Here is a 25,972-nt window from a genome sequence, read left to right as displayed (position 1 = left end):
ATAGTAGCGACGGCCCGGGTAGCCTTCGGCGTATTTGTTGGTCAGAACCGAGCCCTGCGCTTCCATCACCGCGGCGGACACGATGTTTTCCGAGGCGATCAGCTCGATCTCGTCGCGCTGGCGACCCAGCTCATCGGTGATCGCTCCAAACAGCTCGGGGTCACGGGTGGCCAGGGATTCGGTGAAGAAACCATCGGGACGGTGGTGGGCGTTCATGATCAGAGCTCCGCTTCGGATGGCCATTCAGGCCGGTGACATTTTCAGGAATTTGGTCCGTTGCCCGTGCAAGTTGGATGGTGTGAGATGGGAGAGGTCTGCACGGGCAACGGTTTCAGATGACTTGATCGCGGGGTGTTCGCCCTTCGAAAAAGTCACTGAGATTGTCGAGGACGCGGAAGCCCATCGCTTCGCGTGCCTCGCGCGTGGCGCTGCCGAGGTGGGGCAGCATCACGACGTTGTCGCATTGCATCAGGTCCGGATTGATGCGCGGTTCTCCGTCAAAGACGTCAAGGCCGGCGCCGCCGATCATGTCGAACATCAGCGCCTGGGCAAGGGCCTTGTCATCCACCACCTCGCCGCGTGCGGTGTTGATGAGGAAGGCATCCTGTTTCATCAGATCGAGACGACGGGCGTTGATCAGGTGACGGTTCGCGGCGCCACCGGGGCAGTGCAGCGAGACGAAATCGCACTGTGGCAGGAGGTCATCGACCGAGGCAACCTGGGTGGCGTTGCACTGGGCCAGAACCTCGGGGGCGACCTGGCTGCGGTTGTAGACCAGGATGTCCATGCCGAAGCCATGATGGGCACGGCGGGCCATTTCCTGACCGATACGACCATAGCCGATGATGCCGAGCGTCTTGCCGCTGACCTTGGTTCCGATCAGGTGTGTCGGCCGCCAGCCGGTCCACTGGCCGGCGCGGACCTCGCGTTCGCCTTCACCGGCGCGACGCGCCACCATCAGCAAGAGCGTCATGGCGATATCGGCAGTACACTCGGACAGGACGTCGGGCGTGTTGGTGACGGTCAGGCCAAGGGTGCGGGCAGACGACTCGCAGATGTGGCTGTAGCCGACACCGTAGTTGCCGAGGATCCGCGCCTGTGCCTTGGGCACGTCCAGCGCTTCGGCGTTGAGGGTGTCGGTGACCGTCGGCAGAACCGCGTCGTATGTCTTGATCGACTCGCGGATCTCGGCAGGCGACAAGGGTTTGTCGCCTGTGTTGAGTACAACATTGTAGTCCTCGGCCAGTTTCGCCTCGACGGCGGCGGGCCAACGACGGGTGACAAAGACCGAAGGTTTGATCATCACGCTGCCTTTCCCATGACACGGGCGATGGTCTCTCCGATCACCGCCGGGTTTTCAGCGACGGTAACGCCAGCCGCCGATAGGATTTCTACCTTTTCCGACGCAGATTCCCCGAAAGCCGAAATGATCGCGCCCGCGTGGCCCATCGTGCGGCCTTTCGGAGCAGTCAGACCGGCAACGTAGGCGATCACGGGTTTCGAGATGTTGTTGCGGATGTAGTCCGCAGCTTCCGCCTCTTGCGGGCCGCCGATCTCGCCGATCATGGCGATCACGTGGGTATCCTCGTCCTGTTCGAACCGCTCGAGGATGTCCTTGAACGACGAGCCGTTGATCGGGTCACCGCCGATGCCGACGCTGGTCGAGACACCGATGCCACGCTCTTTGAGCTGGGCCGCGGCCTCGTAGCCGAGGGTGCCGGAGCGACCGATGATGCCGACATTGCCGGGCAGGTAGATGTGACCGGGCATGATGCCCAGAAGCGCTTTGCCTGGCGAGATCGTGCCCGCACAGTTGGGGCCGGTCAGCACCATGCGCTTGTCCTTGGGGTAGCGGTACATGTAGCGCTTGACGCGGATCATGTCCTGCGCCGGAATGCCGTCGGTGATGCAGACACAGTAGCGGATGCCACCGTCGGCGGCTTCCATGATCGAGTCGGCCGCGAACGGCGGCGGCACGAAGACCAGCGAGGCGTCTGCGCCGGTTGCGTCGACGGCTTCCTTGACGGTGTTGAACACCGGCACGCCTTCGACGGTTTCACCGCCTTTGCCCGGGACCACGCCGCCGACGACGTTTGTGCCGTATTCCAGCATGTCCTTGGTGTGGAAGCGTGCCATGCGGCCGGTGATGCCCTGAACGATGACGCGAGAGTTGCGATCCAGCAGAATGCTCATTGTACGGCCCTCATCTTGGTGCCTTGGGTAAGGTCGTTTTGCCATGCGCCCACGGCGCGTTCGGCGGCTTCCATCAGCGTAGTGGCGCGGATGATCGGTAGGCCCGACTGGGCAAGGATTTTCTGGCCTTCCTCGACGTTGGTGCCGGCAAGGCGCACAACAACGGGAAGGTCGATGTCCAGTTCCCTGAGCGCCTGAACGACGCCTTCGGCCACCCAGTCGCAGCGGTTGATGCCCGCGAAAATGTTGACCAGGATCGCCTGCACGTTGGTGTCGGAGAGGACCAGACGGAAAGCCTTGGTCACGCGTTCCGGTGAGGCGCCGCCGCCGATGTCGAGGAAGTTGGCTGGCTCGCCACCGGCGAGCTTGATGGTGTCCATCGTCGCCATCGCGAGGCCTGCGCCGTTCACGATACAGCCGATGTTGCCATCAAGACCGACATAAGAGAGGCCGCGATCAGCTGCACGGCTTTCGCGCGGGTCTTCCTGGCTCTTGTCGCGCAGTTCTGCGATCTGCGGGTGACGGAACAGGGCGTTGTCGTCAAAGCTCATCTTGGCATCCAGCGCGAGAACGCGGTTGTCGCCGGTGATGACGAGGGGGTTGATCTCGACCATGGTGGCGTCGAGGTCGCGGAACGCCTGATAGCAGCCCTGCAGGGTGCGGACCATGTGCTGGGTCAGAGACGGTTCAAGACCAAGTTTGAAGGCGATCTCGCGGGCCTGGAACTCTTGCAGGCCAACCGCGGGTTCCACGGTGGAGCGCACGATGCTGTCGGGACGTTCGGCCGAGATTTCCTCGATTTCCATGCCGCCTTCGGAAGAGGCCACGATCATGACGCGTTGCGAGGAGCGGTCGAGAACGAAACCGAGATAGATTTCGCGGTCGATCTGGACGGCGGATTCCACGTAGACGCGGTAGATGCCTTTGCCTTCCGGTCCGGTCTGGTGGGTGACCAGCTTGCGGCCGAACATGTCGTCACAGGCGTCGTAGATCTCGTTCTCGCTGTCGCAGAGCTTGACGCCGCCAGCCTTGCCGCGACCGCCTGCATGGACCTGTGCCTTGACGATCCATTTGTCGCCACCAAGTTCACGCGCGCGATAGGCCGCCTGTTCGGGGCTGTATGCGAGCGCGCCCTTGGGCACGTCGACGCCGAAATTCGCGAGAATTTCCTTGGCTTGATATTCGTGGATGTCCATTTGCTCCTCCCTGTTGAGCGGCTAATGCCTGGACGATGGTGATTATTGTGCGGCGATGGCCTCGGCGTAGTGTTTGTCGAGGGTGGCCTCGATCAGCGGCTGGTCGAGCGTGGCGCCCATGTCGCGCATGGCGTCTGCAAAGCGGGCAACGATGTCGCGAATGGCGGCTTCGGTCAGCTGGTTCAGAATGCCGATGCGCACCTGTACGGGCTGGGACAGGGTGGGCCAGATGCCAAAGCCGGCGGCGCGGCAGTTCTGTACCAGTTCCATTTCACGGCCGGCGAGGTCGCCCGGCAGGTTGAGAACAACAAGACTGGTCATGTTCGAAGTGACGTCACAGCCCATGGCGGCGACGGCGTCGCGCAGGGCGGCTTCGTGCTTGCGATAAGCGGCGGCGCGGGCGGCAAGCCCTTCTTGCAGCGTCAGGCGCAGCGATTCATGAAAGGCTGCCACGGCATAGCCCGAATGGGTGCGGTGGTAGGTGCCTTTTTCGACGTCCTGACCCTCGACGATGCCCCAGTGACGGGCTTCGAACAGCGGGTTGTGAACATAGGTGTAGGCGCCGCTGGTCTTCAGGCTGTCGATGTAGCTGTCGGTAAAGCTCACCGGAGCATAGGTGAGGGGCAGGCAGCAGAGACCCTTCTGGGGGCAGGAGGCCCAGCCCGCGATGCCGGGGAATTCGTCGATCGAGAAATCTTCGACGCCGAGCGAAGACACCGCATCGATCAAACCCATGGCACCGTGGCGTTCGCAGGCGTCCGAGAAGCCGCGCAGGTCGTTGATACGGCCGGAACCGGTTTCCCAGTGCGCCATGAAGGCCCACTTGGGTTTATGTTCCGTCAATGCCGCTTCGACCATTTCCTCGGTCACGGAGGTGCCGTGCGGCACGTCGATCACGACAACGCTGGCGGCCTGCGGGTCCTGCGGGTTGGCGGCGTGTTCTGCAGAGGTCGCCGCCTTGATGCGCAGGGTGAGCGTATCGATGCCCGAGAAGGTGCCATTGTTGAAGGCGACAACCTTGTCACCGGGCATGACGGCGGCGAACATGGTGTCGAGCGCGCTCCAGCCGGTGCCAGCTACGGCAAAGGTGTATGTGTTCCTGGTGCCCCAGATTTCGCGTAGCATCTGCTTGCATTCGATCATGCCACGCAGCACGTCACCCTGCATGTGATCGGCAACGCCAGCGCGGGCGAAAGCCTGCAATACGCGGGCGTCTGTATTGCCGGGGCCCGGACCCGCAGCAAGGGTTTCGGGGATTTCGAGAGGGGGGAAGATATCAAAACTCATCTCGGGGCTTCCTCGCCAGTAGTGGCCCGCAGGCCGTGGTATCATGTGTTGAGGAAGAGAAAATCGAACCTTGTTGCATCCCGCAACGTAAGGAACTACTGCTTTTGGGTATCTAATTGGGTGGGTAAATACCTACCCAAAGGTGTAAGAATACCGAAGTATACCGGAATTGACCCCACCCAAATGGGTAGTTTATTTCGAAAAGGGACGTGAATTCATATGCTTGGCCAAAAAGAGGCGCCGATCGACATCATGCTCGCCAACAGCAATTCGCTGGTGTTGTCGGCCATGTCAGAGATTTTTGAACGGGACCCCCGATTCTCTCTGGTTGCAACGTCAGCGACCGCAGAAGGGTTTCTGGGAACGGTCATGCGGGTGCCGGTCAAGGTTGGGGTGATCAACTGGAACCTGCCGGTCCTTGGGGCTGCAAAGCTTATCGAAGTTCTGCGGGAACATGAGAACGCGCCGCGCATCGTGGTCTATGGCGACGACACGGGCGACCATCCCCGCCTTGCGATGCAGGCCGGGGCGGCCGGTTTCGCAGCACGTTCGGGGGACGTTAGTGGACTTCTGGAAACCTGCGCCGAAGTTGCCTCTGGCAAGATGGTCTTTCCATTCATTGACGTACGGCAGATGCAGCAGGACCCGATCCATACCCTGTCACGCAAGGAACGTGCTATCCTCGAAGCGCTGGCGAAGGGTATGTCAAATAAGGAATTGTCGAAAAACCTCGAGATTTCAACGAACACGGTGAAGTTCCATCTGTCGAACATCTATGAGAAACTGTCGGTGAAGAACCGGTCTCAGGCAATTGCCTATTACTATTCGGCGAATAACAAGTAGGCGAAGGGCAATCGGATACTCATGGCAGAGAAGTTGACAGCCGAGTACATCGAAGCGATTTGCCAGCAGGTCTGGCAGCGGTCGCCCGATGCGGTGTCTTTTCCCGGAGGTGAGGGGCGCAAGACGGCATTTGTGCATTTCGAAAGCGGGTCTTTCGCGGTTTCCAGACGCAGCAGTATGGGGCGGGCCCAGTTGGAACGCGAAGTCCTGTTGCGGCTGTCGGATACGGGGGCGGTTCCAAACCTGTTGTACAGCAAGGGCGATGTTGTTGTTCAGCAGGCCATTGACGGACAGCGGCTTTCCGAAGCTCTAGAACTGGCGGATCGTACCGGACGTGACCGTATGTTGATCGAGGCGGCGCAGTCCTTGTTTCGGTTGCGTCGGCAGGCGCGGGATACCGGTCTGGAAGACATGGCGCCGGACATCGGGATACGCAGCGGGTGGGCGGAAGACATGGCCAACGTACCGCTGCGTCTGGCCGAGATGACGAATGTCGCCCTAGAAGGCTACGACCCGCAGGCCGTGGCCGAGATCATCCGCCCTCGCTACAGGGGATTCGTCAAATGGGATGCCCGGCCGGGGAATGCCCTGGTGACCGACAAGGGCGGCGTCGTCTGGTTCGATTGGGAGCATTGCGGTGTCGGTTCGGTGGAAGATGATCTTGTCTGGTTGCTGGCGGATGAATGGTGCCCGATCAGCGCGGTGGCAGAAGAGACTCTTCTACAAGACCTCGAACGGGAGACAGGGTCTGATCTGGCACAGCGGTTCCATTACAAGGCGGTCATGCACAGCGTGATCAGGCTCTCTCTGATCCTTGATCGCAAGGGCGATGGGCCCTGGTGGTCGGTGCAGGAGGCCCTTCAGAACGACCGGATTGGTGTCAGCCTTGCACATGTCACGCGAGTTGCGAAACGGGCTTCGGTCTGGGCCGGAAACTACGATGATCTTGCGGCGCTGGTTCCGTTTCTAAGAGGAGTTCACGCCTTCGCGTCGCAACTGTGAGCGACTCATTGTTCGCGTCGAAAGCACTTTGTGAGTGGATGGAAACGATTGTTTCCCTTCAAGTTTTCCGCGGACCAATCGGTAAAAATATTTTTCACTCTTAACCGTCTGTATTCATTAAAAAAGTTCACTTCCCTGTGAGGTTCGCGGGTTTACGTTAGGGTAATTTTCTTGACACAGAACGCCTTCGGAATTCCAAATATGTAAAAAAATATGTCTTTTTTGCGGCGAATGCCGCCTTTCCTTGGGGGGATAGTTTTATGGCCAGATTTCGTGGTTCCAATGGTAGTGACGTTTTTTCCGGTACTTCTCGTAAAGACAAAATCTACGGACGGGACGGCGATGATACGCTGGATGGTCAGGGCGGCGACGACAAGATTTACGGCGGTGATGGCAATGACAGCATTCTGGGCGGCACCGGCAACGACAAGCTGAGAGGCGACAAGGGCGATGACGTTCTTGATGGCGGCGAGGGCTGTGATGATCTCGATGGCGGCAAGGGCAACGACAGCGTCTATGGCGGTCTTGGCCACGATCGACTGAAAGGCAAATCCGGAAACGATCTGCTGGATGGCGGCGAGGGCAACGACAGGCTCGACGGCGGAGAGGGTAATGACACGCTACTTGGGGGCCTTGGCAACGATATCCTGATCGGGGATGGATCGGGCTCGGCAAGCGGTTCTGGAAGCGGTGCCTTTGGCACGTTCAACGATTACCTTGATGGTGGTGCCGGCAATGATTTCCTGATTGGTGGTCGCGGTGAAGATACGGTTCTTGGCGGAGAAGGCGATGACATCCTGGTTGGGGATGGCAATGGGTCTGGCTCGGGTCTCGGGAATTGGCTGCGCGGCGGTGGCAGTGGTTCTGGCGGCGGGCGTGGCAAACGTGGTCGCGGCAGCGGCAGCGGATCGGGAAGCGGGTCCGGAGGTTTCTGTGGAAGCGGATCTGGCAGCGGTCAGGCCGCAGGTTTCAATGACTACCTTGATGGTGGCGCAGGCAATGACATCGTTCTTGCCGGTGGAGGCGACGATGAAGCTGTTTACACCATGTCCGAAAACGCGGGTGCTACAGACGACTACCGTGGCGGTCACGGCATCGACACGCTGACGCTGAATTTTACGCTGGCCGAATGGTTCCAGCCGGATGTCCAAGCGGATATTGCAAATTACCTTGCCTTTATCCAGGCCAACACCGATCCGGTCTCGGGTGAAGCGAATTCGAATGTCTTCCAGTTTACGGCCTTTGATCTGAGCGCCCGGGAATTCGAGAACCTGCGTGTCTTCGTGGATGGCGTTGAACTTGACCCCGCGGATGACCCGGCGGATGCGATCAACGATTCAATGGGCGTGCAAGAGGATGACGGCAACACCGTTTTTGCAGGTTCGGTTCTCGACAATGACAACGTTCCGGACCTTGTCTATGCGGTGCGCCTGATTTCGACCACCGCCGAGGGGGTTCTGACCTTCAACGAGGGGACGCCGGGCGCACCTGACGGGAGCTTCTCCTTTGATCCCAATGGCGATTTCGAAGATCTCGCAGAAGGGGAAACCCGCGATGTGACCTTTGTTTACGAGGTCGAAGACGCCAATGGTGACACCGATCAGGCGACTGTCACAATTACCGTGACCGGTAACAACGACGCGCCGACCTTGGCGGCGGGTGTTGGCAATGCTGTCGAGGACGGGCCGACCGTCGACGTGGCACTTGCACCGCTTGGCGATGATGTGGACAGCGACGACAATGGGTCGACCCTGACCTACAGCATCACCGGCGCGCCGGGTGCGGGTGAGGGCACTGCCTCGATCACCGGGACCACACTGACCTTTGATCCGGGCGCGGATTTCCAAGGCCTTGCGCTAGGTGAAACGCAGGACGTTGTGATCGAGGTCACGGCCACGGATGCCCACGGTGCGACGGCGGTCAACAACGTGACCATCACCGTGACTGGCACCAATGACGCGCCGACCTTGGCGGCGGGTGTTGGCAATGCTGTTGAGGATGGGCCGACGGTCGACGTGGCACTTGCACCGCTTGGCGATGATGTCGACAGCGACGACAATGGGTCGACCCTGACCTACAGCATCACCGGCACTCCGTCGGAAGGTTCGGCCTCGATCACGGGCACAACCCTGACTTTCGATCCCGGCAGTGATTTCCAGGATCTTGCGGTTGGCGAGACACGGGACGTGGTGGTTCAGGTCACCGCGACGGATGCGCATGGTGCGACGGCGGTCAACGACGTGACGATCACCGTGACCGGAACCAATGACGCGCCCGTGGCGCAGGCCATTGCCGGGGACGTCTGCGAGAACCCGGTCGAGACGCAATTGTCAGACGGCATTGCACCGGGCACGGCGATCCAGAATATCGGGCGCTACTATATCTTTGACTTCGACACCGGCACGGCGGTAACCGTGCCGCGTGACGGCGGGGCCAACAACACCTTTGCGCAGGTGGCCGCGACCTATCTCTCGGCGGGCAACGGCGTGATCCTGACACTCAACCCGAACAACTCGGGCTGGGGGGCGGCTACGGCCCTGTTCGACGATGGTGTCGAAAGCCTGATGGATGCCTCCGAATATTCGGTCACCGACACCAGCGGTGGCGGCATTCTGCAACCCTACACGCCAACCCTGTCCGAGGTGATCTACTTCGAGGACAACAACAAGGCCGTGGACCAGATCGCCGTGAGCCTTGCGCCGTTTACGCTGTCGGATGGTCGGACAATCGAATTGTCGTTTGAAGCCAATGACATCGATTATGAGGTGAACTCTACCGACGACCTGCTTGTGGGCGCGGTTTCCTTCAGCGCGACGGTGACCGATCCGGCGGACGTGGTGACAGTCGCGGCGGACTTCAGCGATGTGGATGTCACGGACACGCATACTTTCAGCGTGGACGACACGGGCACCCTTGGCAGCGTGACCAACAATGGCGACGGCACCTTCACCTATGACGCCAATGGCCAGTTCGAAGGGTTGGCCGAGGGTGAGACGACCACCGACACCTTCACCTACACGGTGGATGACGGCAACGGCGGGACAGACACCGAAACCGCGACGATCACCGTGACCGGCAAGAACGACGCGCCGACACTCATGGCGGGTCTGGGAAACGCGGTTGAGGATGGTCCGAGCGTTGATGTCGATCTGTCGGTGCTGGGTGATGATGTGGACAGCGACAATGACGGCACAACCCTGACCTACAGCATCACCGGCACTCCGTCGGAAGGCTCGGCCTCGATCACGGGCACAACCCTGACCTTCGATCCCGGCAGCGATTTCCAGGATCTTGCGGTTGGCGAGACACGCGACGTGGTCGTTCAGGTCACCGCGACGGATGCGCATGGTGCGACGGCGGTCAACAACGTCACGGTCACCGTGACCGGCACCAATGACGCGCCGACCTTGGCGGCGGGTGTTGGCAATGCCACCGAGGACGGCCCGACCGTCGACGTGGCACTTGCACCGCTTGGCGATGATGTCGACAGCGACGACGATGGGGCGACCCTGACCTACTCGGTCACCGGCACTCCGTCGGAAGGCTCGGCGTCGATCACGGGCACAACCCTGACCTTCGATCCCGGCAGCGATTTTCAGGATCTTGCGGTTGGCGAGACACGGGACGTGGTGGTTCAGGTTACCGCGACGGATGCGCATGGCGCGACGGCGGTCAACAACGTCACGGTCACCGTGACCGGCACCAATGACGCGCCGACCTTGGCGGCAGGCGTTGGCAATGCTGTCGAGGACGGCCCGACCGTCGACGTGGCGCTTGCCCCACTTGGCGATGACGTCGACAGCGACGACGATGGGTCGACCCTGACCTATACGGTGACCGGCACTCCGTCAGAAGGTTCGGCCTCGATCACGGGGACAACCCTGACTTTCGATCCCGGCAGTGATTTCCAGGACCTTGCGGTTGGTGAGACGCGTGACGTGGTGGTTCAGGTTACCGCGACGGATGCGCATGGTGCGTCGGCGGTCAACGACGTGACGGTCACTGTAACGGGCACCAATGATGCGCCTGAGTTCACGGGTGGCAGCACCGGGGCCACGGTTCGCGCCGGGCTGGATTCCGGGGCGCTGAACGTGTCGGACAACCTGGACGCAGCGGCGCTGTCGGCGGCTTATGATGGCGGTGGGGTGTCGGTTGGCAGCCTGACCACCATTGGCGGCACGCAGGTGCATCAGGTCACGCAAACGGGCCAGTTGCGCACGCCGCATACCACCATTGACCTTGTCGAAGCCGGCGCGTTGGAAAGCGACGATATCGTTGTCATCACCATCAACGGTGAGGTGCTGCGCACCAGCGGAGACCAGGACGTGCTGTTCGGAGTCTCGGACGGTGTCAACCACATGTCCATGTTCTCGACCGACGGCACAGGTGGTGCGTTGTTCAGCGACGCCATTCTGGCGGGAGGAGAGCTTGGCGTGGCCTTCCCCGAGAACCCGACCAATGATCGCACCTTGCTGAGCGGCGTTCCCGAGCTGGCAAGTTTCGAGGTGGAAATCCGCCTTGATCTGGCCAATGACGTGATCACGCTGGTGTCGGATGGCGGGACGCAGACCTACAACATTTCGGGCGATGCCTCGGATCACCTTGATCCGTCGTTGGGCCTCGATCTGATCCTGGCCAATGACCAGACCGGCGAGACGTCGAACTATGTAAGCCTCAGCTATGACTTGCAGGTCCAGCAGCGCACGGCAGATGGTACGCTGAATTTCAACGATGTGGATGTCAGCGATGTGCATACTGCCAGCGTGACCGACACGCGGATATCCGGCACGACCGGAACGCTTACGGCGGCCTCTGTCGCGGGGCTGCTGGGTCTGGGCGTGACGTCGGATGCGCTGAGTGCGCCGGGGAGCGTGGACTGGAGCTTTGCCAACGATCCGTCGCTGTTCGACTACCTTGGCGTCGGCCAAAGCCTGACGATCGAGTACGACGTGACGGTGAACGATGGCAATGGCGGCACGGATACGCAGACCGTGACCATCACGGTGGAAGGTCTGAACGAGGCGCCGACCGCAAGCGCGATTGACGCAGGCAGCACCAATGAAGATGCAGCGCCCTTCGTGTTCGATCTTCTGGCGACGGCAAACGACGTGGATGACAACTCGGACCTTGATGTCGCCAATGTCGTGGCCACGGCGTCGGATGGCACCACGGTGACCCCCGTGGTGGATACCGAAACCGGGGAAATCACGATTGATCCAAGTGCCTTCAACCACCTTGCTTGCGATGAGGAAGCCACGGTCACGATCACCTATGACATCGTGGATGATCAGGGCGCGACGATCCAGAACACGGCCACTTTGGTTGTGGAAGGGATCAACGACCTGCCGGTGATCTCGGGCCCTGTCCTTGATAGCGCCAGCGAAGACGATGCGCCCTTGTCGGGGGATCTTCTGGCAAATGCGACGGATGCGGAGGGCGATAACCTTGCCGTGCGCAACGTCACGGCAGTGTCCGACAATGTCGGGCGCACGGTCACTGTGGTGGTCAACCCGTCCACTGGTGAGCTGATCCTCAACCCGAACGATTTCAACGATCTGGCGGTAGGTGAAAGCGAAGTTGTAACGGTGTCCTATGACGTGATCGAAGAGGATCGCGCCTATGCCGATGGCTTGGGTGGTGAGGTTCTCGACAATGCGGGCACCTTCTTTATCGCCGACAACGATACCGGAAGCATGGTCCGTGTGAAGCGTACTGCAAGCGTCCTGACCCATGAGCAGGCCCTGGCCAATGCTGGCGTGACCAACGGCAGCTCGGTTCTGGTTGACGGCAACAGCACAGGTGCTGCGGTGTCGGCCAAGCAGGTGCTGAATGGTGTGACCACGATCGTGGATGCCTCCAATATCGTCTTGCAGGGCTATACCGGGACCGAGATCATCGGTGGCGGCGGGCTGTTCAAACAGTTCCAGTCGTCCTTCTCTGATCTTGATCTGGTTGTGCAGATTCCGTTTGAAGACGACGATTGCGGTGACGCGGTACACACCTATGTCTTTGACAACCTTGATCAATCGGGTGGCTTCACCACGCCGTTGTTCGATGGGGTATCGCTTGACGTGACACCCGAGGCAGTCTCGGCAACCGCAGAGATCACCATCAACGGGGCCAATGATGCGCCAACGGCAACCGGTGGTTCCGGGTCCGTGACCGAAGATGGCACTTTGATTGCAAACGGTACAATTGGCGTCAGCGATCCGGATACCACTGACACGCACAACTTTGCGGTGCAGGGTGGTGGAAATGGCACCTATGGCACGATGACCGTTGATGCGAACGGCAACTGGACATACGCGCTCAATAACGGTGCGGCCAATGTTCAGGCGCTGAACACCGGCGACGCGGTTGTGGACAGCTTTGTCTTCAATGTCGACGATGGCAACGGCGGGGTCACGACTGCAAACGTAGATGTCACCGTGAATGGCGTGGATGACGCGGCCGTCGCCAACCTGTTTGTCGATTTTGAAAACCACAACGGCGGACAGTTGCCTGACGGCTACATGGGCTTCAACTGGGACTCTGGATCCAGCTACAACCTCTACACTCTCAATGGAGATAGCTACGGAAGTAGCGGGTATAACACCGCCGGGACGCAAGTTGCCTATACACCCTATGCAGCCAAGCCTGCGACAATCGCCAAATCGAATGGACAGGACTTTGAGTTCCTCTCCGTTGAGTTGACCTCTGCCTGGACAAGTTCCACCAGTGCAACGATCAGCGGATACAACAACGGAGTTCTGGTTGGCCAGACAAGTGGGACAATCTACCAAAACTCGGTGACGGAATTCGATGTCGACTGGGGAGTGATTGACCAACTTGTTATCAACAGTGGCGGACAGCACCTCGTGCTCGACAACTTCGAGTTCATCGTCTGATCCTCACTGGACCTATCTCCTAAAAGAAAGGCTGCCTTCGGGTGGCCTTTTTTACGGGCACTTCAAGGGTGGTGAGGTTTTGCAGGTTGCGAAGGCGCGGCGCGACCCCGATATTAGGCGTGTTGTTTTCTTGTACGATATGGCCCTGTCGGTCAGGTCGCTTTCGCGGGGTTTGAAAATGATTTTCTGGCAGGCGTTTCTGGATGCGTTGAGACGGTTTCTCACCAAGGGGGGCACCGTGCGGGCCAGCCATGTGGCCTTGTCGATGATGCTCGCGATTTTTCCCTTTTGTATGTTGGCCTTATCTGTTGCCGCACTGGTGTCGATGACGGGTCTGACAAGTTCGCAGGCTGATCTGGGCGAGGTGCTGACGGCCGTGTTCGGCGCCTGGCCCGATGCCATTGCCGGCCCGATCGAGAGCGAGGTGCGGGCAGTTCTGGAAAGCAGTGGGGGCTCGACCATCACGGTGGGGGCCGTACTAACGATCTTCTTTGCCTCCAATGGGTTTGACGCGATGCGGATTGCGGTGTCGGAGGCCTACCACGACAGCGATCCGCGGCCGGTCTGGAAGCAGCGGCTGATCGCTGTGAGCTTTGCCATCGGCGGGGCGCTGGCGGTGGCGGCGACGGGGGTGTTCGGGGTGCTGATCCCGGTCTACCTGCGTTATGCGGCGGAGGTTCTTCCGGACCTGCCGTTCACGTTCGACTCGCACAGGACGGTGGGTGTGCTGGTCACAACCTTTGTGCCGCTGTTTGGGTTGGTGGCCTGTCACAAGTGGTTGTCGGGTGTCGTCAGGCCGGTGCGGGCGTTGTTGCCGGGCATCCTTTTAACGCTGGTGCTATGGATGGCGATCGCCCGCGGGTTCGAGTTCTACGTGCGGAACTTCCCAACGTATTCTGTGACTTACGCCGGCTTGGCCGGTGTGATTGCGGCCTTGGTTTTCATGTATCTCATGGCGGCGGTCTTCGTTCTTGGCGCAGAATACAATGCGCGCCTTGGCGAAATTGCCCAACAGACGCGACGGCACAAGGGAGACCCGTAATTTCCGTCTTTTGTCTTTCTGGCGGCCTGATACTCTCGACGCCGGAGTGATGGGAGGATCGAGATGACCGGGACAATCGGGCAGTATTTCAACGAAAAATCAACAGCGTATCCCGAAAACGGGTTTCTGGCGGTACCTGCGTCGCAGGGGCGCGCCTATTATCCCGAGGGCTATGAAATCACCTATGCAGAGGCGCATCGGACGGTTTCGGACTGGCAAGCGCGGCTGGCAGCGGCAGGTTTTGGCCCTGGGCTGCGGGTGGCGGCGTTGTTGGGCAACCGGCCTGAAATGATGCTGTTGAAGCTTGCGTTGAACGGGTTGGGCGTGAGCTGGGTGCCGGTCAATCCGGACTACCGGCCCAACGAGGTGGCTTATCTGCTTCAGGACAGTGCAGCCGTTCTGGCGATTGCTGCGCCGGAGTTCGAGGACCTGATGCAGGCCGGCATCGCGGATAGTGGCACCGGCGTTCCGTTGCGTGTGATGGAGACGGACCTGCCGGAGGTGCCCAGGGTTTCCGGTGCGCAGGCGCGGGAGGTGGTGCGGGAGGATGAGGCGAGCCTGATCTATACTTCCGGGACGACCGGGCGGCCCAAGGGATGCATGCTGAGCCATGCCTACGAGATCGAGATGGGGGCGTGGTACGCCAGCCGCGGCGGTATGATGACCTTTGAGGAGGGTACGGACAGGATCTACAATCCACTTCCGCTTTTCCACGTAAATGCCGCTATTCTCACGTTTTTTGGCATCATGGATAAGGGCAACTGCCTGATTGTGCCAGAGCGATTCAGCGCCAATGCCTGGTGGCGTGACCTGGCCGAGACGGGGGCGACGGTAGCGCATTACCTTGGCATTGTGATCCCGGCCCTGATGAACATGCCGGACACGGAATGGCAGCATCGCCACAAGGTGCGTCTGGGTCTTGGGGCGGGGGTGGAGCCGACGTTGCACGGGCCCTTCGAAGAGAGGTTCGGATTTCCGCTGGTCGAGGCCTGGGGCATGACCGAGATGTGCCGCCTTCTGACCGCGCATGAGGAACCGCGCCAGATTGAGACGCGGGCGATTGGGCGGCCTGGTCCGGGGCTTGAGGTTCGGGTGGTGGATGGCAATGACCAGGAGGTCCCGCGCGGCACGCCCGGCGAGATGGTTCTGCGGCATTCCGAGGCGACACCCCGCAAAGGGGCGTTCTCGGGCTATCTGAACCTGCCGGAGGCCACGGAAGAAGCCTGGCGCGGCGGGTGGTTTCACACCGGTGATACGGTGATGATGGATGAGGGCGACATGATCTACTTTGTCGACCGCAAGAAAAACATCATACGACGCAGTGGTGAAAATATTGCTGCCGCCGAGATCGAGGCCTGTTTGCAGGAGCATGAGGCGGTGGATCGGGTGGCCGTGATCGCGGTGGAAGACGCCTTGCGCGACGAGGAGGTGATGGCCTGCATCACCTCGGATCGCGCGGGAGAGGCTTTGGCCGAAGAGCTTTTCCAGTGGAGTTTCAAACGCTTGGCCTACTACAAGGCGCCGGGATGGATCCGGTTTGTAGAGGAAATTCCGGTGACCGGGACGCAGAAGATCCAGAAGCATGCCCTGTTTGGCGAGGGGCAGAACCCAACCGAGGGTGCCTTGGATTTCAGGGCCCGCAAGAAGCGCGGGTGACGTGGTTAACGGCGTTGGATGCGCCAAAACGTGGTGTCGGTGCCACGTCGGTATTACGTCGGTATTGCGACGGTGCGGGCAACGGCATCTGCCGCCTTAAGGCCGCGCACGGTGGTTAACGGGATATGAAGAGGTGGGCCCACGTTTTTCCAGAAAAACGTGGGGCGGGAAATTCTTCGAGAAGAATTTCTAGCAGATGATGGTGAAGTGGCTTGGGGCGCAGAGGATGGCCACCTGACGACCCGCGATCAGCATGTGAAAGCCACGGCGGCGGACTTCGACCTCAAGCGCGTTCAGGCCGATTTCACGTTCCACATCCGAGATGTCAGGCCGTACCACACCGCCGGTGCGCGCGCTTCTGGCGCGAAACAGCTGATCAAGCCAGTCGCGCCCGGTGGGGCGCGGAAAAGAAGAAGGGGGCAGGGCGGTCATCTGACCACTCTGCCCCCGTCTGGGTTAACACTGTCCTAGCGCGGGATCAGGCGCGGCGACGGCGACGGCCACCACGACCACCGGCTGCGGCTTCGGAGGGATCCTTGTTGAACTTGATCCACTCGGCACCACCGGCGTCGTTGTTGGTCAGGAAGTTGGCTGCGCGGATGGCTTCCATTTCCTTGCCTGCACGCGGCTTGGTCGAGCCGAGGCCGAACATCTTGCAGAAGGCCTCGTCGTCCATGTCGGCCGGCAGGACAATGCCCGCGGCTTCGACTTCTGCCTTTTTCTCGGCCAGCTTCTTGGGGCCGACGGGCAGGGCAACGGGGTTCATGATCGCCGAGGTCATACCGGTGGCCATTGCCATCGGCAGGAAGGCGTTGTTGATGCCGTGACGGTTCGGCAGGCCGAACGAGATGTTCGAGGCACCACAGGTGGTGTTCACACCCAGTTCGTTGCGCAGACGGCGGTTCAGTTCGAACACCTGAAGGCCGGCGGTGCCCATGGCGCCGATCGGCATGACCAGCGGGTCAACCACGATGTCGTGTGCCGGGATGCCGAAGTCGGCAGCGCGTTCCACGATTTTCTTGGCAACGGCGAAACGCACTTCGGGGTCTTCCGAGATGCCGGTGTCGTCGTTCGAGATGGCCACAACCGGAACGTTGTATTTCTTGACCAGCGGCAGAACCACTTCGAGACGCTCTTCTTCGCCGGTGACCGAGTTCAGCAGCGGGCGGCCTTCGGCGGCTTCCAGGCCTGCTTCGAGAGCGCCGGGAACCGAGGAGTCGATGCAGAGCGGGCAGTCGGTGATGGCCTGAACACGTTTCACCAGTTCGCGCATCAGGTCGGGCTCGACAAAGTTGTTGTCGGCGTAGCGCGGGTCTTCTGCCATCTTGTTGGAGAAGACGGCGCCCGAGTTGATGTCGAGCACGGTGGCGCCGGCCGCAACCTGTGCCAGCGCGTCGGATTCAACGCGGCTGAAGTCACCGGCTTCGAGTTCGGCGTTCAGGATCTTGCGGCCCGTGGGGTTGATGCGCTCACCGATAACGGTGAACGGCTGGTCGAACCCCATGATGGTGGTCTTGGTCTTGGACTCGATGATGGTACGGGTCATGTTTGATCCTTGTTCTTATGCTTTTGCGGGCGCAGCCGAGGCGCCGCCGTTTTCGATCGCCCAGGTGGCGTTGGTCTTGATGCCGCCGAGCGGGAAGAAGTGGACTTTCTCGATGTTGAAGTCCGGGTTGGCGGCCTTGTGGGCGGCCAGATCGGCGATGACTTCGGTCGGCTCGTGCGGCAGCAGCAGCTTGGAGACGTCCTTGGCGCGTTTCTGCAGAACCTTGAGCGACGGGCCGACACCGCAGGCGATGGCGAACTTGATCATGGTTTGCAGCTTGGCCGGACCGGCGATGCCGATGTGGACCGGAATGTTCACGCCACGTTCGGTGAGCATGTTGCACCAGTCGATGACCGGCTGGGCCTCGAAGCAGAACTGGGTGGCAAGCGCCATGTCTGCGTCGGTGCGCTCGTTGAAGGCCTGTTTCCAGTCCAGAGCGGCGAAGGTGTTGGTGCGCGAGCCATCGGGGTCGATGTCGAGGTTGGGCTCGGGGTGGCCGGCCACGTGCAGGTTGGTGAAGCCCGCCTTGTCGAACAAGCCGGTTTCCAGAAGCTGCATCGAGCAGTGATAGTCGCCGTGCGGTTTTTCAACGCCACCTGCCAGCAGGAGCGCCTGTTTCACGTCGGCTTCGCCCTGGTACATGTTGATCCAGTTTTCCAGCGTCGCCTGATCCTTGATGATCCGCGCCGGGAAGTGCGGCATCACCGGGTAGCCTTCTTCGTTCAGGCGTTTGGCGGTGGCGACCATGTCCTCGATCGGGGTGCCTTCGATGTGGGCGATGTAGACGCGGGTGCCTTCGGGCAGCAGCGCGCGGAAGTCTTCCACCTTGGCCGCGGTGCGCGGCATGACTTCGATGGAATAGCCTTTCAGAAAGGCTTCAACTTCGGGGGTGACGGTTTTCACGTCTTCCGTCTTCTTGCGGAAATTCAACAAAGCCATGGCGGCCTCCCATAGTGACGCGCGGGTCATGCCCAGCCTTCATTCGCGACCAGGGTCTTCAGACGGTCCTGATCATATTCTGCCTCAAGACGATCGGCTTCGGCCTTGGCCACTTCCGAGGTCTCGCCTTCAACCGGATAGGGATCAGCCTTGCGCCACTCGGCCAGGTACGCGTCTGCATCCTTTGCGCCCACTTTCATCGCAGCACGGTCGATGGCCTGTTCGAACCGCTCGGTGAGCTGGATCTTTGAACCACGGCGACCCTTGCCCACGATGACCTGGGCGGGGATGTCACGCCAGTAGACGATGGTGACGTCGGGCATGTTTGATTCCTCCGGTTTGAGTAGACCCTTGGTAGGGCAGGATGCGACCTGCCTTATGTACGTTTTCGACAGAACGGCTTCTTTCAGCGACCAATTGGCTTGTAGCGACTGTGCCTGCGGTATGCACACGCATACTCTTCATGATCTTGATGAGTCGCAGGCGGTGCACCGCCGCGTATCGATGGGGATTGCGCGTTCTGCATTCAGCACTTAGGTTGAAGGTAACTCGAAATGGAGGGCGTGACAGATGGCGCCCAAGCGTCCCAAAGGTGCGGGCGCGTTCCCGAAACCGGTTGAGAGCCCCGCGCCGAAACCGCCCGATCCGAGCGAGCTTTATGCCGCGCTGGATCTGGGTACAAACAGTTGCCGCATGCTGATTGCCCAGCCGAAGGGCAACCAGTTCCACGTGGTCGACAGTTTTTCGAAATCGGTCCAGTTGGGGGCCGGTCTGGAAAGCACGGGTCGATTGTCGCGGGGGTCGATGCGCCGGACGGTGCAGGCCCTGCGGATTTGCCAGCAGAAGCTGAAGCGGCACAGGGTCAAGCGTATGCGCCTTGTGGCGACCGAGGCGTGCCGTCGGGCGCGCAATGCCAAGGATTTCATCCGGCAGGTGCGGCGCGAGACCGGGTTGCAGCTCGAGATCATCAAGCCCGAGGAAGAAGCGCGGCTAGCGGTGATCTCCTGTGCGCCGCTGGTGAGCACCAAGACGGAACAGTTGCTGGTGGTGGATATCGGCGGCGGGTCCACGGAACTTGTGTGGATCGACCTGACCTCGGTTCCGGCGCGCGACCGGCCGAGCGCGATCATGCGGTTGCATGCGGGATTTCATGACCTTGAGAGCCCGTTTCCGGCGGCAAAGGTTGTGGACTGGATTTCCGTGCCTTTGGGTGTGGCGACGCTGCGGGACCAGTTCTTTGACGTGGAAGACGATGCGGCGCGTTTTGCGCTGATGAGCTGGTTCTTTGAAGAGAACCTTGCGGAGTTCGCGCCTTATAAAGATGCGCCGCCGAGCGAAGGCTTCCAGATCATCGGTACCAGCGGCACGGTGACCACGGTGGCGGCCTCGCACCTTGGGTTGCGGCGCTATGATCGCACCAAGGTGGACGGGTTGCGGATGACGACGGAGCAGATCGACAAGGTGATCCGTGGGTATCTTGATCTTGGCCCCGTCGGACGGCGGCGCGATCCCCGCATCGGGCAGGACCGTCAGGCACTGATCATGTCCGGATCGGCGATCCTGCAGGCGCTGTTGCGGTGCTGGCCGACCAACCGTCTGTCGGTCGCGGATCGAGGGCTGCGCGAGGGGTTGCTTTATGCCCAGATGAGCGCGGATGGCGTTCTGGACGACGTGCCTTATTAAATTGGGCTGGACGCGCGGGGAAATTCTTCTAGAAGAATTTCCTTCGGGTAGGATTTTCGAGAAAATCCTATGCACACGGGGCTGCAAGGGCTGAGGATCTAAGAAGATGGCGAAGAAACCGACGGGCAAAAATACATCCGGGCGCGGACAGCGTGATCTGACGATCAAGGTCAAGACGGCGCGCGGGCGCAAGCTGTCGTCAACGCGCTGGTTGCAGCGGCAGTTGAACGACCCTTATGTGCAGCGCGCCAAGGCCGAGGGTTATCGCGGGCGCGCGGCTTTCAAGATCATGGAGTTGGACGACAAGTATCGGTTCCTCGTGAACGGGGCGCGGGTTGTCGATCTGGGCTGTGCTCCCGGAGGCTGGGCGCAGGTGGCCGTGCCGCGCATCAACGCGCTTGGTGAAAAGTCGGGCAAGAAGGTGGGCACCTATCTGGGCGTGGACCTTCAGGAGGTTGAATCGCTGGCCGGGGCGCGGTTCGAGCAACTCGACTTCATGGAAGACGATGCGGATGTAAAGGTGAAAGAGTGGCTTGGTGGCAAGGCCGATGTGGTCATGTCGGACATGGCGGCGGCATCGTCCGGTCACAAGCAGACTGACCACCTGCGGATCATTTCGCTTTGCGAGGCGGCAGCCTATTTCGCCTTTGATGTACTGGACGAGGGCGGCACCTTTGTGGCCAAGGTTCTTGCCGGGGGCGCAGAGGGCGATCTTCAGAAGCTCTTGAAGCAGAAGTTCACCAAGGTCGTGAACATGAAACCGCCGTCAAGTCGGTCGGACAGTTCCGAAAAATTCGTCGTCGCGACCGGGTTTCGGGGTTAATAGCGCAGCGATTTGCAGGCGAGGGCGCGGAAGGCTTCAGCTGCGATCACGAAGTCGGCCGTGTTTTCTTCGGCACTGCCCTGCGTTTCGGCGCACGGGGCCGCAAGACGGCGGTGATCCTGACGGATGAGTTCAAACAGACGTGCATGACGCGGACGGGCGGGCGTGAAGAAGCGCTCTTTTGGGACATATTGCATTGAAGACTCTTTGGCAGCAGAGTTTGGGGGAGAGCTTCTGCTCCCAAGCGTGAAGATCGCTTTAAATCTGGGCGAAAATCGGCCCCACCCGGGCCGATTTCAGGGAAAATCCAAAGATTGCGGCGGGTCGTTCGGATACGACATCGGGGTCGCAAACAGGTGAGGCGGGGTGGATTCGAAAACGCATTCTCCCCCTCGGCAAATCGCGAACGGGGCGTTAACGTCCCATACCAATGACAAGGGCCGACCACGGCCAAGACATAGCAAGGAGGCGACATGCGCTATCACACACCGGCGTCCTTTGAGGATGCCGTAGCCATTGCCCACCAAGCCAGCGGAACCACCCGTTTCCTGGCGGGAGGGACAGACGTTCTGGTGCAGATGCGCTCGGATATTGTGACGCCGGATGACCTGATTGACGTGAAACACATTGCCGGTGTGCGTGAGATTACTCGCCGTGCGGATGGCGGCTGGGATATCGGCGTTGCGGTTGCGGGTGCCGAGATGAGCGAACATGGCGAGTTGGGCCGCGAGTGGCCGGGCATCGTGGAAGGTATGGACCTGATTGGTTCGACGCAGGTGCAGGGGCGGGCGACGCTTGTCGGCAACCTGTGCAATGGATCGCCGGCGGCGGATTCGGTGCCCGCGATGATTGCGGCGGGTGTCACGCTGACGGTGACCGGCCCTGATGGCAGCCGCGAGGTCGCGGTTGAGGATATTCCGATCGGACCGGGGCGGACATCCCTTGCCAAGGGCGAGGTGGTCTCGGCGGTGCATGTTCCGGCGCGGGGCGACCACGGGGGCGATGCCTATTTGCGGTTCATTCCGCGCACCGAGATGGACATTGCCGTGGTGGGCTGTGGCGTGAACCTGCGTCTGGACGGAGACGTGATTGTCGAGGCCCGTGTGAGCCTCGGGGCGGTGGCGCCGACGGCTTTGCTGGTTCAGGAGGCGGCGGATGCCATTGTCGGCAGCACGCTGGACGAGGCAGCGCTGGCCAATCTGGCCAAGGCGGCGGAAGCGGCTTGTAATCCGATTGACGACAAGCGCGGCACCATCGAGTTCCGCACCGAAGTGGCCGGCGTGCTGGCACAAAGGGCTGCGAAAATCGCCTATGCGCGCGCGAAGGGAGAGGCACAATGAGCAACGTGCATGTAACCACCACCGTGAACGGTGACGAGGCGGAGTTCCTGTGTGATCCGCGCGAGACGCTGCTGGACTGCCTGCGCGACAAGCTGGGCTTTACCGGCGCCAAGGAAGGCTGTGGCACCGGTGACTGCGGGGCCTGTTCGGTGACGCTGGATGGGCGGCTTGTCTGTTCCTGCCTGGTGCTGGGCGTTGAGGCCGAGGGCAAGGAGATCGCGACGATCGAAGGCATGTCGGAGGGTGAGGAGCTGCACCCGTTGCAGCGCAAGTTCATTGAACACGCCGCGCTGCAGTGCGGTATCTGTACGCCGGGTATTCTGGTGGCGTCGAAAGCGTTGCTCGAGAAGAACCCCGATCCCAGCGAAGAGGAGCTTCGGTACTGGCTGGCGGGCAACCTGTGCCGCTGCACCGGATATGACAAGATCATTCGCGCCGTGATGGATGCGGCGGCAGAGATGCGGGAGGCCTCGTGATGGCATTTGACGAACAGAAGCAGGACTTCAAGGTTCTTGGCACCCGACCGGATCGTCCTGACGGTCTCGACAAGGTAACCGGCAAGGCGCGCTATGGTGCGGATGCCTATATTCCGGGGATGCTGCATGGGGTGATCGTGCGCAGCCCGCACGCCCATGCGCGGATCGTGAAGATCGACGCCTCGAAGGCGCTGGCGATGAAGGGTGTGAAGGCCGTGGTGACGCGGGCGGATTTCGCCGATGGCCAGACCGGTGAGGACTGGAACGTCATGGAAAACTGCATGGCGGGCGAAAAGGCGCTTTATGACGGCCATGCGGTGGCCGCGGTTGCGGCGACTTCGGCGCTGATTGCGCGGGATGCGGCCAAGCTGGTCGAGGTGGAATACGAGGTTCTGCCACATGTGACCGAGGTGAACGCGGCGATGACCGAGGGCGCGCCGGTCATTCGTGAGGGCGCGGCGGATTACTCGGTGCCGGACGGCATGCACCCGAACGTTGTGCGCTATATCGAGTTCGGCCATGGCGATCTGGAGAAGGGGTTTGAGGCGGCGGATGTCGTGCGCGAACAGACCTATGCCACCGAGGCCACCCACCAGGGTTATATCGAACCGCATGCCTGTCTGGCGCAGATGGGCTCGGACGGGCGTGGCGAGATGTGGGTCTGTACCCAGGGCCACTGGTTCATTCGCCGGATGTCGGCAGTTTGTCTTGGCATAGAGGTGTCCAAGCTGCGGGTGACGCCTTCGGAAATCGGCGGCGGTTTTGGCGGCAAGACCACGGTGTTCATCGAACCTGTCGCGCTGGCACTGAGCCGCAAGGCGAACCGGCCGGTGAAGATGGTGATGACCCGCTCCGAGGTGCTGCGGGCGACAGGGCCGACGGCGTCGGCGTCGATGGACGTGAAGATCGGCATGACCAAGGACGGCAAGATGACCGCGGGCAAAGCGGTGTTCCGGATGCAGGGCGGGGCGTTTCCGCTGGCGCCGGTGGATTCCGCGCTGGCCTGTGCCTTTGCCTGCTATGACATCGAGAACGTCCAGCACGAGGGCTATGACGTGATGTCGAACCGGCCCAAGAACGCGGCCTATCGTGCGCCGGGATCACCGATGGCGGCGTTCGCGGTGGAAAGCCTTGTGGACGAGATGTGCCGCGAGCTGTCGCTTGATCCGATCGAGGTGCGTTTGATGAACGCGGCCAAGGAAGGCACGAAATCGTCGAGCGGCCCGACCTATCCGCGGATCGGCCTTGTCGAGACGCTGGAGGCGGCCAAGGCGCATGACCATTACAGCGCACCGCTGGGGCCGAACCAGGGTCGCGGTGTTGCCTCGGGTTACTGGATGAACTGGGGTGGTGAGACCTCGGTTTCTCTGGCGCTGTCCGAAGACGGATCGGTGACGGTTTCGGTGGGGACGCCCGATATTGGCGGCTCGCGGGCCTCGATTGCCATGATGGCGGCAGAGGCGATGGGCATCGCTTACGAGGACGTGCGGGTGAACGTGGTCGAGACCGGGGCGCTTGGCGTTAACGAGCCGACCCACGGCAGCCGTGCCACCTTTGCCAGCGGCCTGGCCACCATCAAGGCGGCCAACGAGGCGATCGGCAAGCTGTGCCAGCGGGCGGCGGATGCCTGGGGCATCGATGCCGAGGCCGTGGTCTGGGAAGACGGACATGCGAAACCGTCGGGCCCCAATGCCGGGGAATTCCCGCCGATGAGCATTGGCGAGATCTGTGCCGAGATGGGATCGACCGGCGGGCCGATCTCGGGCCATTTCGAAGCTACGCCGAACGGTTATGGTGGCAGCTTTGGTACCCATATCGTGGATGTCGAGGTGGATCCGGAAACCGGCCGCACCACCGTTCTGCGCTATACCGTGGTACAGGACGCGGGCAAGGCGATCCATCCGGCCTATGTCGAGGGGCAGTTCCAGGGCGGGGCCGCACAGGGCATCGGCTGGGCGCTGAACGAGGAATACATCTATGGCGAGGACGGGCGTTTGCAGAACACCGTGTTCCTTGACTATCGCGTTCCCGTGGCCTCGGACCTGCCGATGATCGATACGGTGATCGTGGAAGTGCCGAACCCCGGCCACCCTTATGGGGTGCGTGGGGTTGGCGAGACCGGCATCACCCCGCCGTTGCCAGCGATTGCCAACGCGGTGGCCGAAGCGACCGGTGCGCGCCTGCGCAGCCTGCCGATGTCGCCGCCGCGTATCCTCAAGGCGATGAAAGGCTAGGCATGGTCGAGGTGCATCTCTGGTCCAGCCTGCGCCGCTTTGCGGACGGGCAGGAGAGTGTCGAGATCGAGGGCAAGACGGTTGGCGAGGTTCTGAAGAACCTTGCCGCTGCCCATCCCGGCCTCGCGCCCGCCATCGAGGCCGGCGCGGGTCTGACCGTGGACGGGACATTCCTTGGTTCGGGGCGCAATCACGTACTTGATCCGGAGGCGGAAGTGTTCCTGATGATGCGGATCAAGGGGGGGTAGCAGGCTGACTAGAGGCCTGAAAATAGGTTTCCAGTTCCCGAAGAAAGATCAATGCGATGCACGACCCAAGGTAGCGGGCTATTGCGAGTCGGCCCGCCCTGTGCATATGCTGTGGATGCTAGACCAAGCTGCGCAAGGCGGGCCTCGGGGGCTCACCAGCGGCTTTTGGAGCACCTCTTTTTAGTTATTGGGGTGCTCCACCCAAGCCGCAAATTCAATCTCTCACACATGATGCTATTCGTCCAAGGTGATAGACTTGTGGAAAGCCAGTGTTAAACTTTGTGGGTAAAGTTGTGGGGGTGTCTCGATGTTCAATATGTTGAGCTTCTGAGGGGGTTTTGAGTGAGCGCTTTCCATTGGGCTTTTCACCATTAGACTGCTTGACGATGATAGCTGTGGGGCGACATGTAGCACAATCGGAGCCTGGTAATACGTTGTTTGTCCGTGCTTAGACGTGTTGTCATTCAACTTCTTTTCTATTCCAAAATTCCAAGTTGCCTCAAAGATAACCCTGTGCGCCATGTGCATAAATGGGAAGAGACACGCGAACTAGGTGTACCTAAGCGCAAGCCTCAGC

The 25,972-nt window shown here is 60.9% G+C and carries 20 protein-coding genes and 1 pseudogene; 11 read left to right on the top strand and 10 right to left on the bottom strand.

Going from position 1 to position 25,972, the window contains the following annotated elements; translation table 11 throughout:
• The 5 genes and pseudogenes from glyA to NNA36_RS09790 all read right to left on the bottom strand — a co-directional run.
• Nucleotides 1–216: pseudogene (gene glyA / locus NNA36_RS09810) on the bottom strand (serine hydroxymethyltransferase); the annotation flags it as partial.
• A gap of 115 nt (nt 217–331) precedes the next feature.
• Entirely contained in the window at nt 332–1,303 is a 972-nt protein-coding gene (locus tag NNA36_RS09805; protein WP_255106845.1) for a D-glycerate dehydrogenase, read from the bottom strand.
• The gene (gene sucD, locus NNA36_RS09800) at nt 1,303–2,193 is read right to left on the bottom strand and encodes a succinate--CoA ligase subunit alpha (protein WP_255106825.1); all 891 of its coding nucleotides are present in this window, start codon (nt 2,191–2,193) and stop codon (nt 1,303–1,305) included. Before sucD ends, NNA36_RS09805 begins: the two co-directional genes overlap by 1 nt.
• Nucleotides 2,190–3,389, bottom strand: coding sequence for a malate--CoA ligase subunit beta (locus NNA36_RS09795; protein ID WP_255106824.1), 1,200 nt, complete (start codon nt 3,387–3,389; stop codon nt 2,190–2,192). Before NNA36_RS09795 ends, sucD begins: the two co-directional genes overlap by 4 nt.
• Before the next feature lie 42 nt (nt 3,390–3,431).
• Nucleotides 3,432–4,676: an aminotransferase class V-fold PLP-dependent enzyme gene (locus NNA36_RS09790; RefSeq protein WP_255106823.1), complete on the bottom strand. Its 1,245-nt coding sequence runs from the start codon at nt 4,674–4,676 to the stop codon at nt 3,432–3,434.
• A 219-nt stretch (nt 4,677–4,895) separates the two neighbouring features.
• On the opposite strand from NNA36_RS09790, the gene NNA36_RS09785 reads away from it, so the two are divergent.
• The 5 genes from NNA36_RS09785 (at nt 4,896) to NNA36_RS09760 (ending at nt 16,106) form a co-directional block, all read left to right on the top strand.
• Nucleotides 4,896–5,519 carry a response regulator transcription factor gene (locus tag NNA36_RS09785; protein WP_255106822.1) on the top strand — a complete coding sequence of 208 codons (624 nt, stop codon included), beginning with the start codon at nt 4,896–4,898 and terminating at the stop codon, nt 5,517–5,519.
• A 21-nt stretch (nt 5,520–5,540) separates the two neighbouring features.
• On the top strand, nt 5,541–6,521 hold the full coding sequence (locus NNA36_RS09780; protein WP_255106821.1) for a phosphotransferase: 981 nt from the start codon (nt 5,541–5,543) through the stop codon (nt 6,519–6,521).
• 260 nt (nt 6,522–6,781) lie between these two features.
• Complete coding sequence (locus tag NNA36_RS09770; RefSeq protein ID WP_303623692.1) at nt 6,782–13,408, top strand: Ig-like domain-containing protein; 6,627 nt, start codon at nt 6,782–6,784, stop codon at nt 13,406–13,408.
• Nucleotides 13,409–13,586: 178 nt separating this feature from the next.
• Complete coding sequence (locus NNA36_RS09765) at nt 13,587–14,450, top strand: YihY/virulence factor BrkB family protein (protein WP_255106820.1); 864 nt, start codon at nt 13,587–13,589, stop codon at nt 14,448–14,450.
• A gap of 63 nt (nt 14,451–14,513) precedes the next feature.
• Complete coding sequence (locus tag NNA36_RS09760; protein WP_255106819.1) at nt 14,514–16,106, top strand: AMP-binding protein; 1,593 nt, start codon at nt 14,514–14,516, stop codon at nt 16,104–16,106.
• A 189-nt stretch (nt 16,107–16,295) separates the two neighbouring features.
• Here NNA36_RS09760 and NNA36_RS09755 read toward each other — a convergent pair whose 3' ends face one another.
• Genes NNA36_RS09755 through NNA36_RS09740 form a run of 4 tightly spaced genes read right to left on the bottom strand, consistent with a single transcriptional unit; the run spans nt 16,296 to nt 18,914 of the window.
• Nucleotides 16,296–16,538 carry an N-(5'-phosphoribosyl)anthranilate isomerase gene (locus NNA36_RS09755; RefSeq protein ID WP_255106818.1) on the bottom strand — a complete coding sequence of 81 codons (243 nt, stop codon included), beginning with the start codon at nt 16,536–16,538 and terminating at the stop codon, nt 16,296–16,298.
• Nucleotides 16,539–16,584: 46 nt separating this feature from the next.
• Nucleotides 16,585–17,652, bottom strand: coding sequence for a methyltetrahydrofolate cobalamin methyltransferase (locus NNA36_RS09750; RefSeq protein ID WP_255106817.1), 1,068 nt, complete (start codon nt 17,650–17,652; stop codon nt 16,585–16,587).
• A gap of 15 nt (nt 17,653–17,667) precedes the next feature.
• Nucleotides 17,668–18,591 (bottom strand): methylenetetrahydrofolate reductase, encoded by a 924-nt coding sequence (locus tag NNA36_RS09745; protein ID WP_255106816.1) that lies wholly within the window; start codon nt 18,589–18,591, stop codon nt 17,668–17,670.
• Nucleotides 18,592–18,617: 26 nt separating this feature from the next.
• Nucleotides 18,618–18,914 (bottom strand): virulence factor, encoded by a 297-nt coding sequence (locus tag NNA36_RS09740; RefSeq protein ID WP_255106814.1) that lies wholly within the window; start codon nt 18,912–18,914, stop codon nt 18,618–18,620.
• 247 nt (nt 18,915–19,161) lie between these two features.
• Here NNA36_RS09740 and NNA36_RS09735 point away from each other — a divergent pair, with 247 nt between their 5' ends.
• On the top strand, nt 19,162–20,274 hold the full coding sequence (locus NNA36_RS09735) for a Ppx/GppA phosphatase family protein (protein ID WP_255106812.1): 1,113 nt from the start codon (nt 19,162–19,164) through the stop codon (nt 20,272–20,274).
• Between the two features lie 106 nt (nt 20,275–20,380).
• Nucleotides 20,381–21,097, top strand: a complete 717-nt coding sequence (locus NNA36_RS09730) for an RlmE family RNA methyltransferase (protein WP_255106810.1) — start codon at nt 20,381–20,383, stop codon at nt 21,095–21,097.
• Here the strand turns inward: NNA36_RS09730 and NNA36_RS09725 are convergent.
• Nucleotides 21,094–21,294 (bottom strand): hypothetical protein, encoded by a 201-nt coding sequence (locus NNA36_RS09725; protein WP_255106786.1) that lies wholly within the window; start codon nt 21,292–21,294, stop codon nt 21,094–21,096. The two genes, NNA36_RS09730 and NNA36_RS09725, sit on opposite strands and share 4 nt — an antisense overlap.
• A 276-nt stretch (nt 21,295–21,570) precedes the next feature.
• Here NNA36_RS09725 and NNA36_RS09720 point away from each other — a divergent pair, with 276 nt between their 5' ends.
• The 4 genes from NNA36_RS09720 to NNA36_RS09705 are packed head-to-tail and all read left to right on the top strand — an operon-like array spanning nt 21,571 to nt 25,395.
• Complete coding sequence (locus tag NNA36_RS09720) at nt 21,571–22,437, top strand: xanthine dehydrogenase family protein subunit M (RefSeq protein WP_255106784.1); 867 nt, start codon at nt 21,571–21,573, stop codon at nt 22,435–22,437.
• A complete protein-coding gene (locus tag NNA36_RS09715) occupies nt 22,434–22,913 on the top strand; it encodes a (2Fe-2S)-binding protein (protein ID WP_255106782.1) in 480 nt (159 codons plus the stop codon). Before NNA36_RS09720 ends, NNA36_RS09715 begins: the two co-directional genes overlap by 4 nt.
• Nucleotides 22,913–25,147: a xanthine dehydrogenase family protein molybdopterin-binding subunit gene (locus tag NNA36_RS09710; protein ID WP_255106780.1), complete on the top strand. Its 2,235-nt coding sequence runs from the start codon at nt 22,913–22,915 to the stop codon at nt 25,145–25,147. The genes NNA36_RS09715 and NNA36_RS09710 overlap by 1 nt, the downstream gene beginning before the upstream one ends.
• Nucleotides 25,148–25,149: 2 nt before the next feature.
• Nucleotides 25,150–25,395, top strand: coding sequence for a MoaD/ThiS family protein (locus NNA36_RS09705; protein ID WP_255106778.1), 246 nt, complete (start codon nt 25,150–25,152; stop codon nt 25,393–25,395).
• The last annotated feature ends 577 nt before the right edge of the window (nt 25,396–25,972 follow it).

Origin of the sequence: Shimia sp. CNT1-13L.2, from assembly GCF_024331145.1 — a bacterium.
Taxonomy (GTDB): Bacteria; Pseudomonadota; Alphaproteobacteria; order Rhodobacterales; family Rhodobacteraceae; genus Shimia.
Note: the sequence above shows the minus strand (reverse complement) of the source record. Positions and strands in the feature narration are given on the sequence as shown.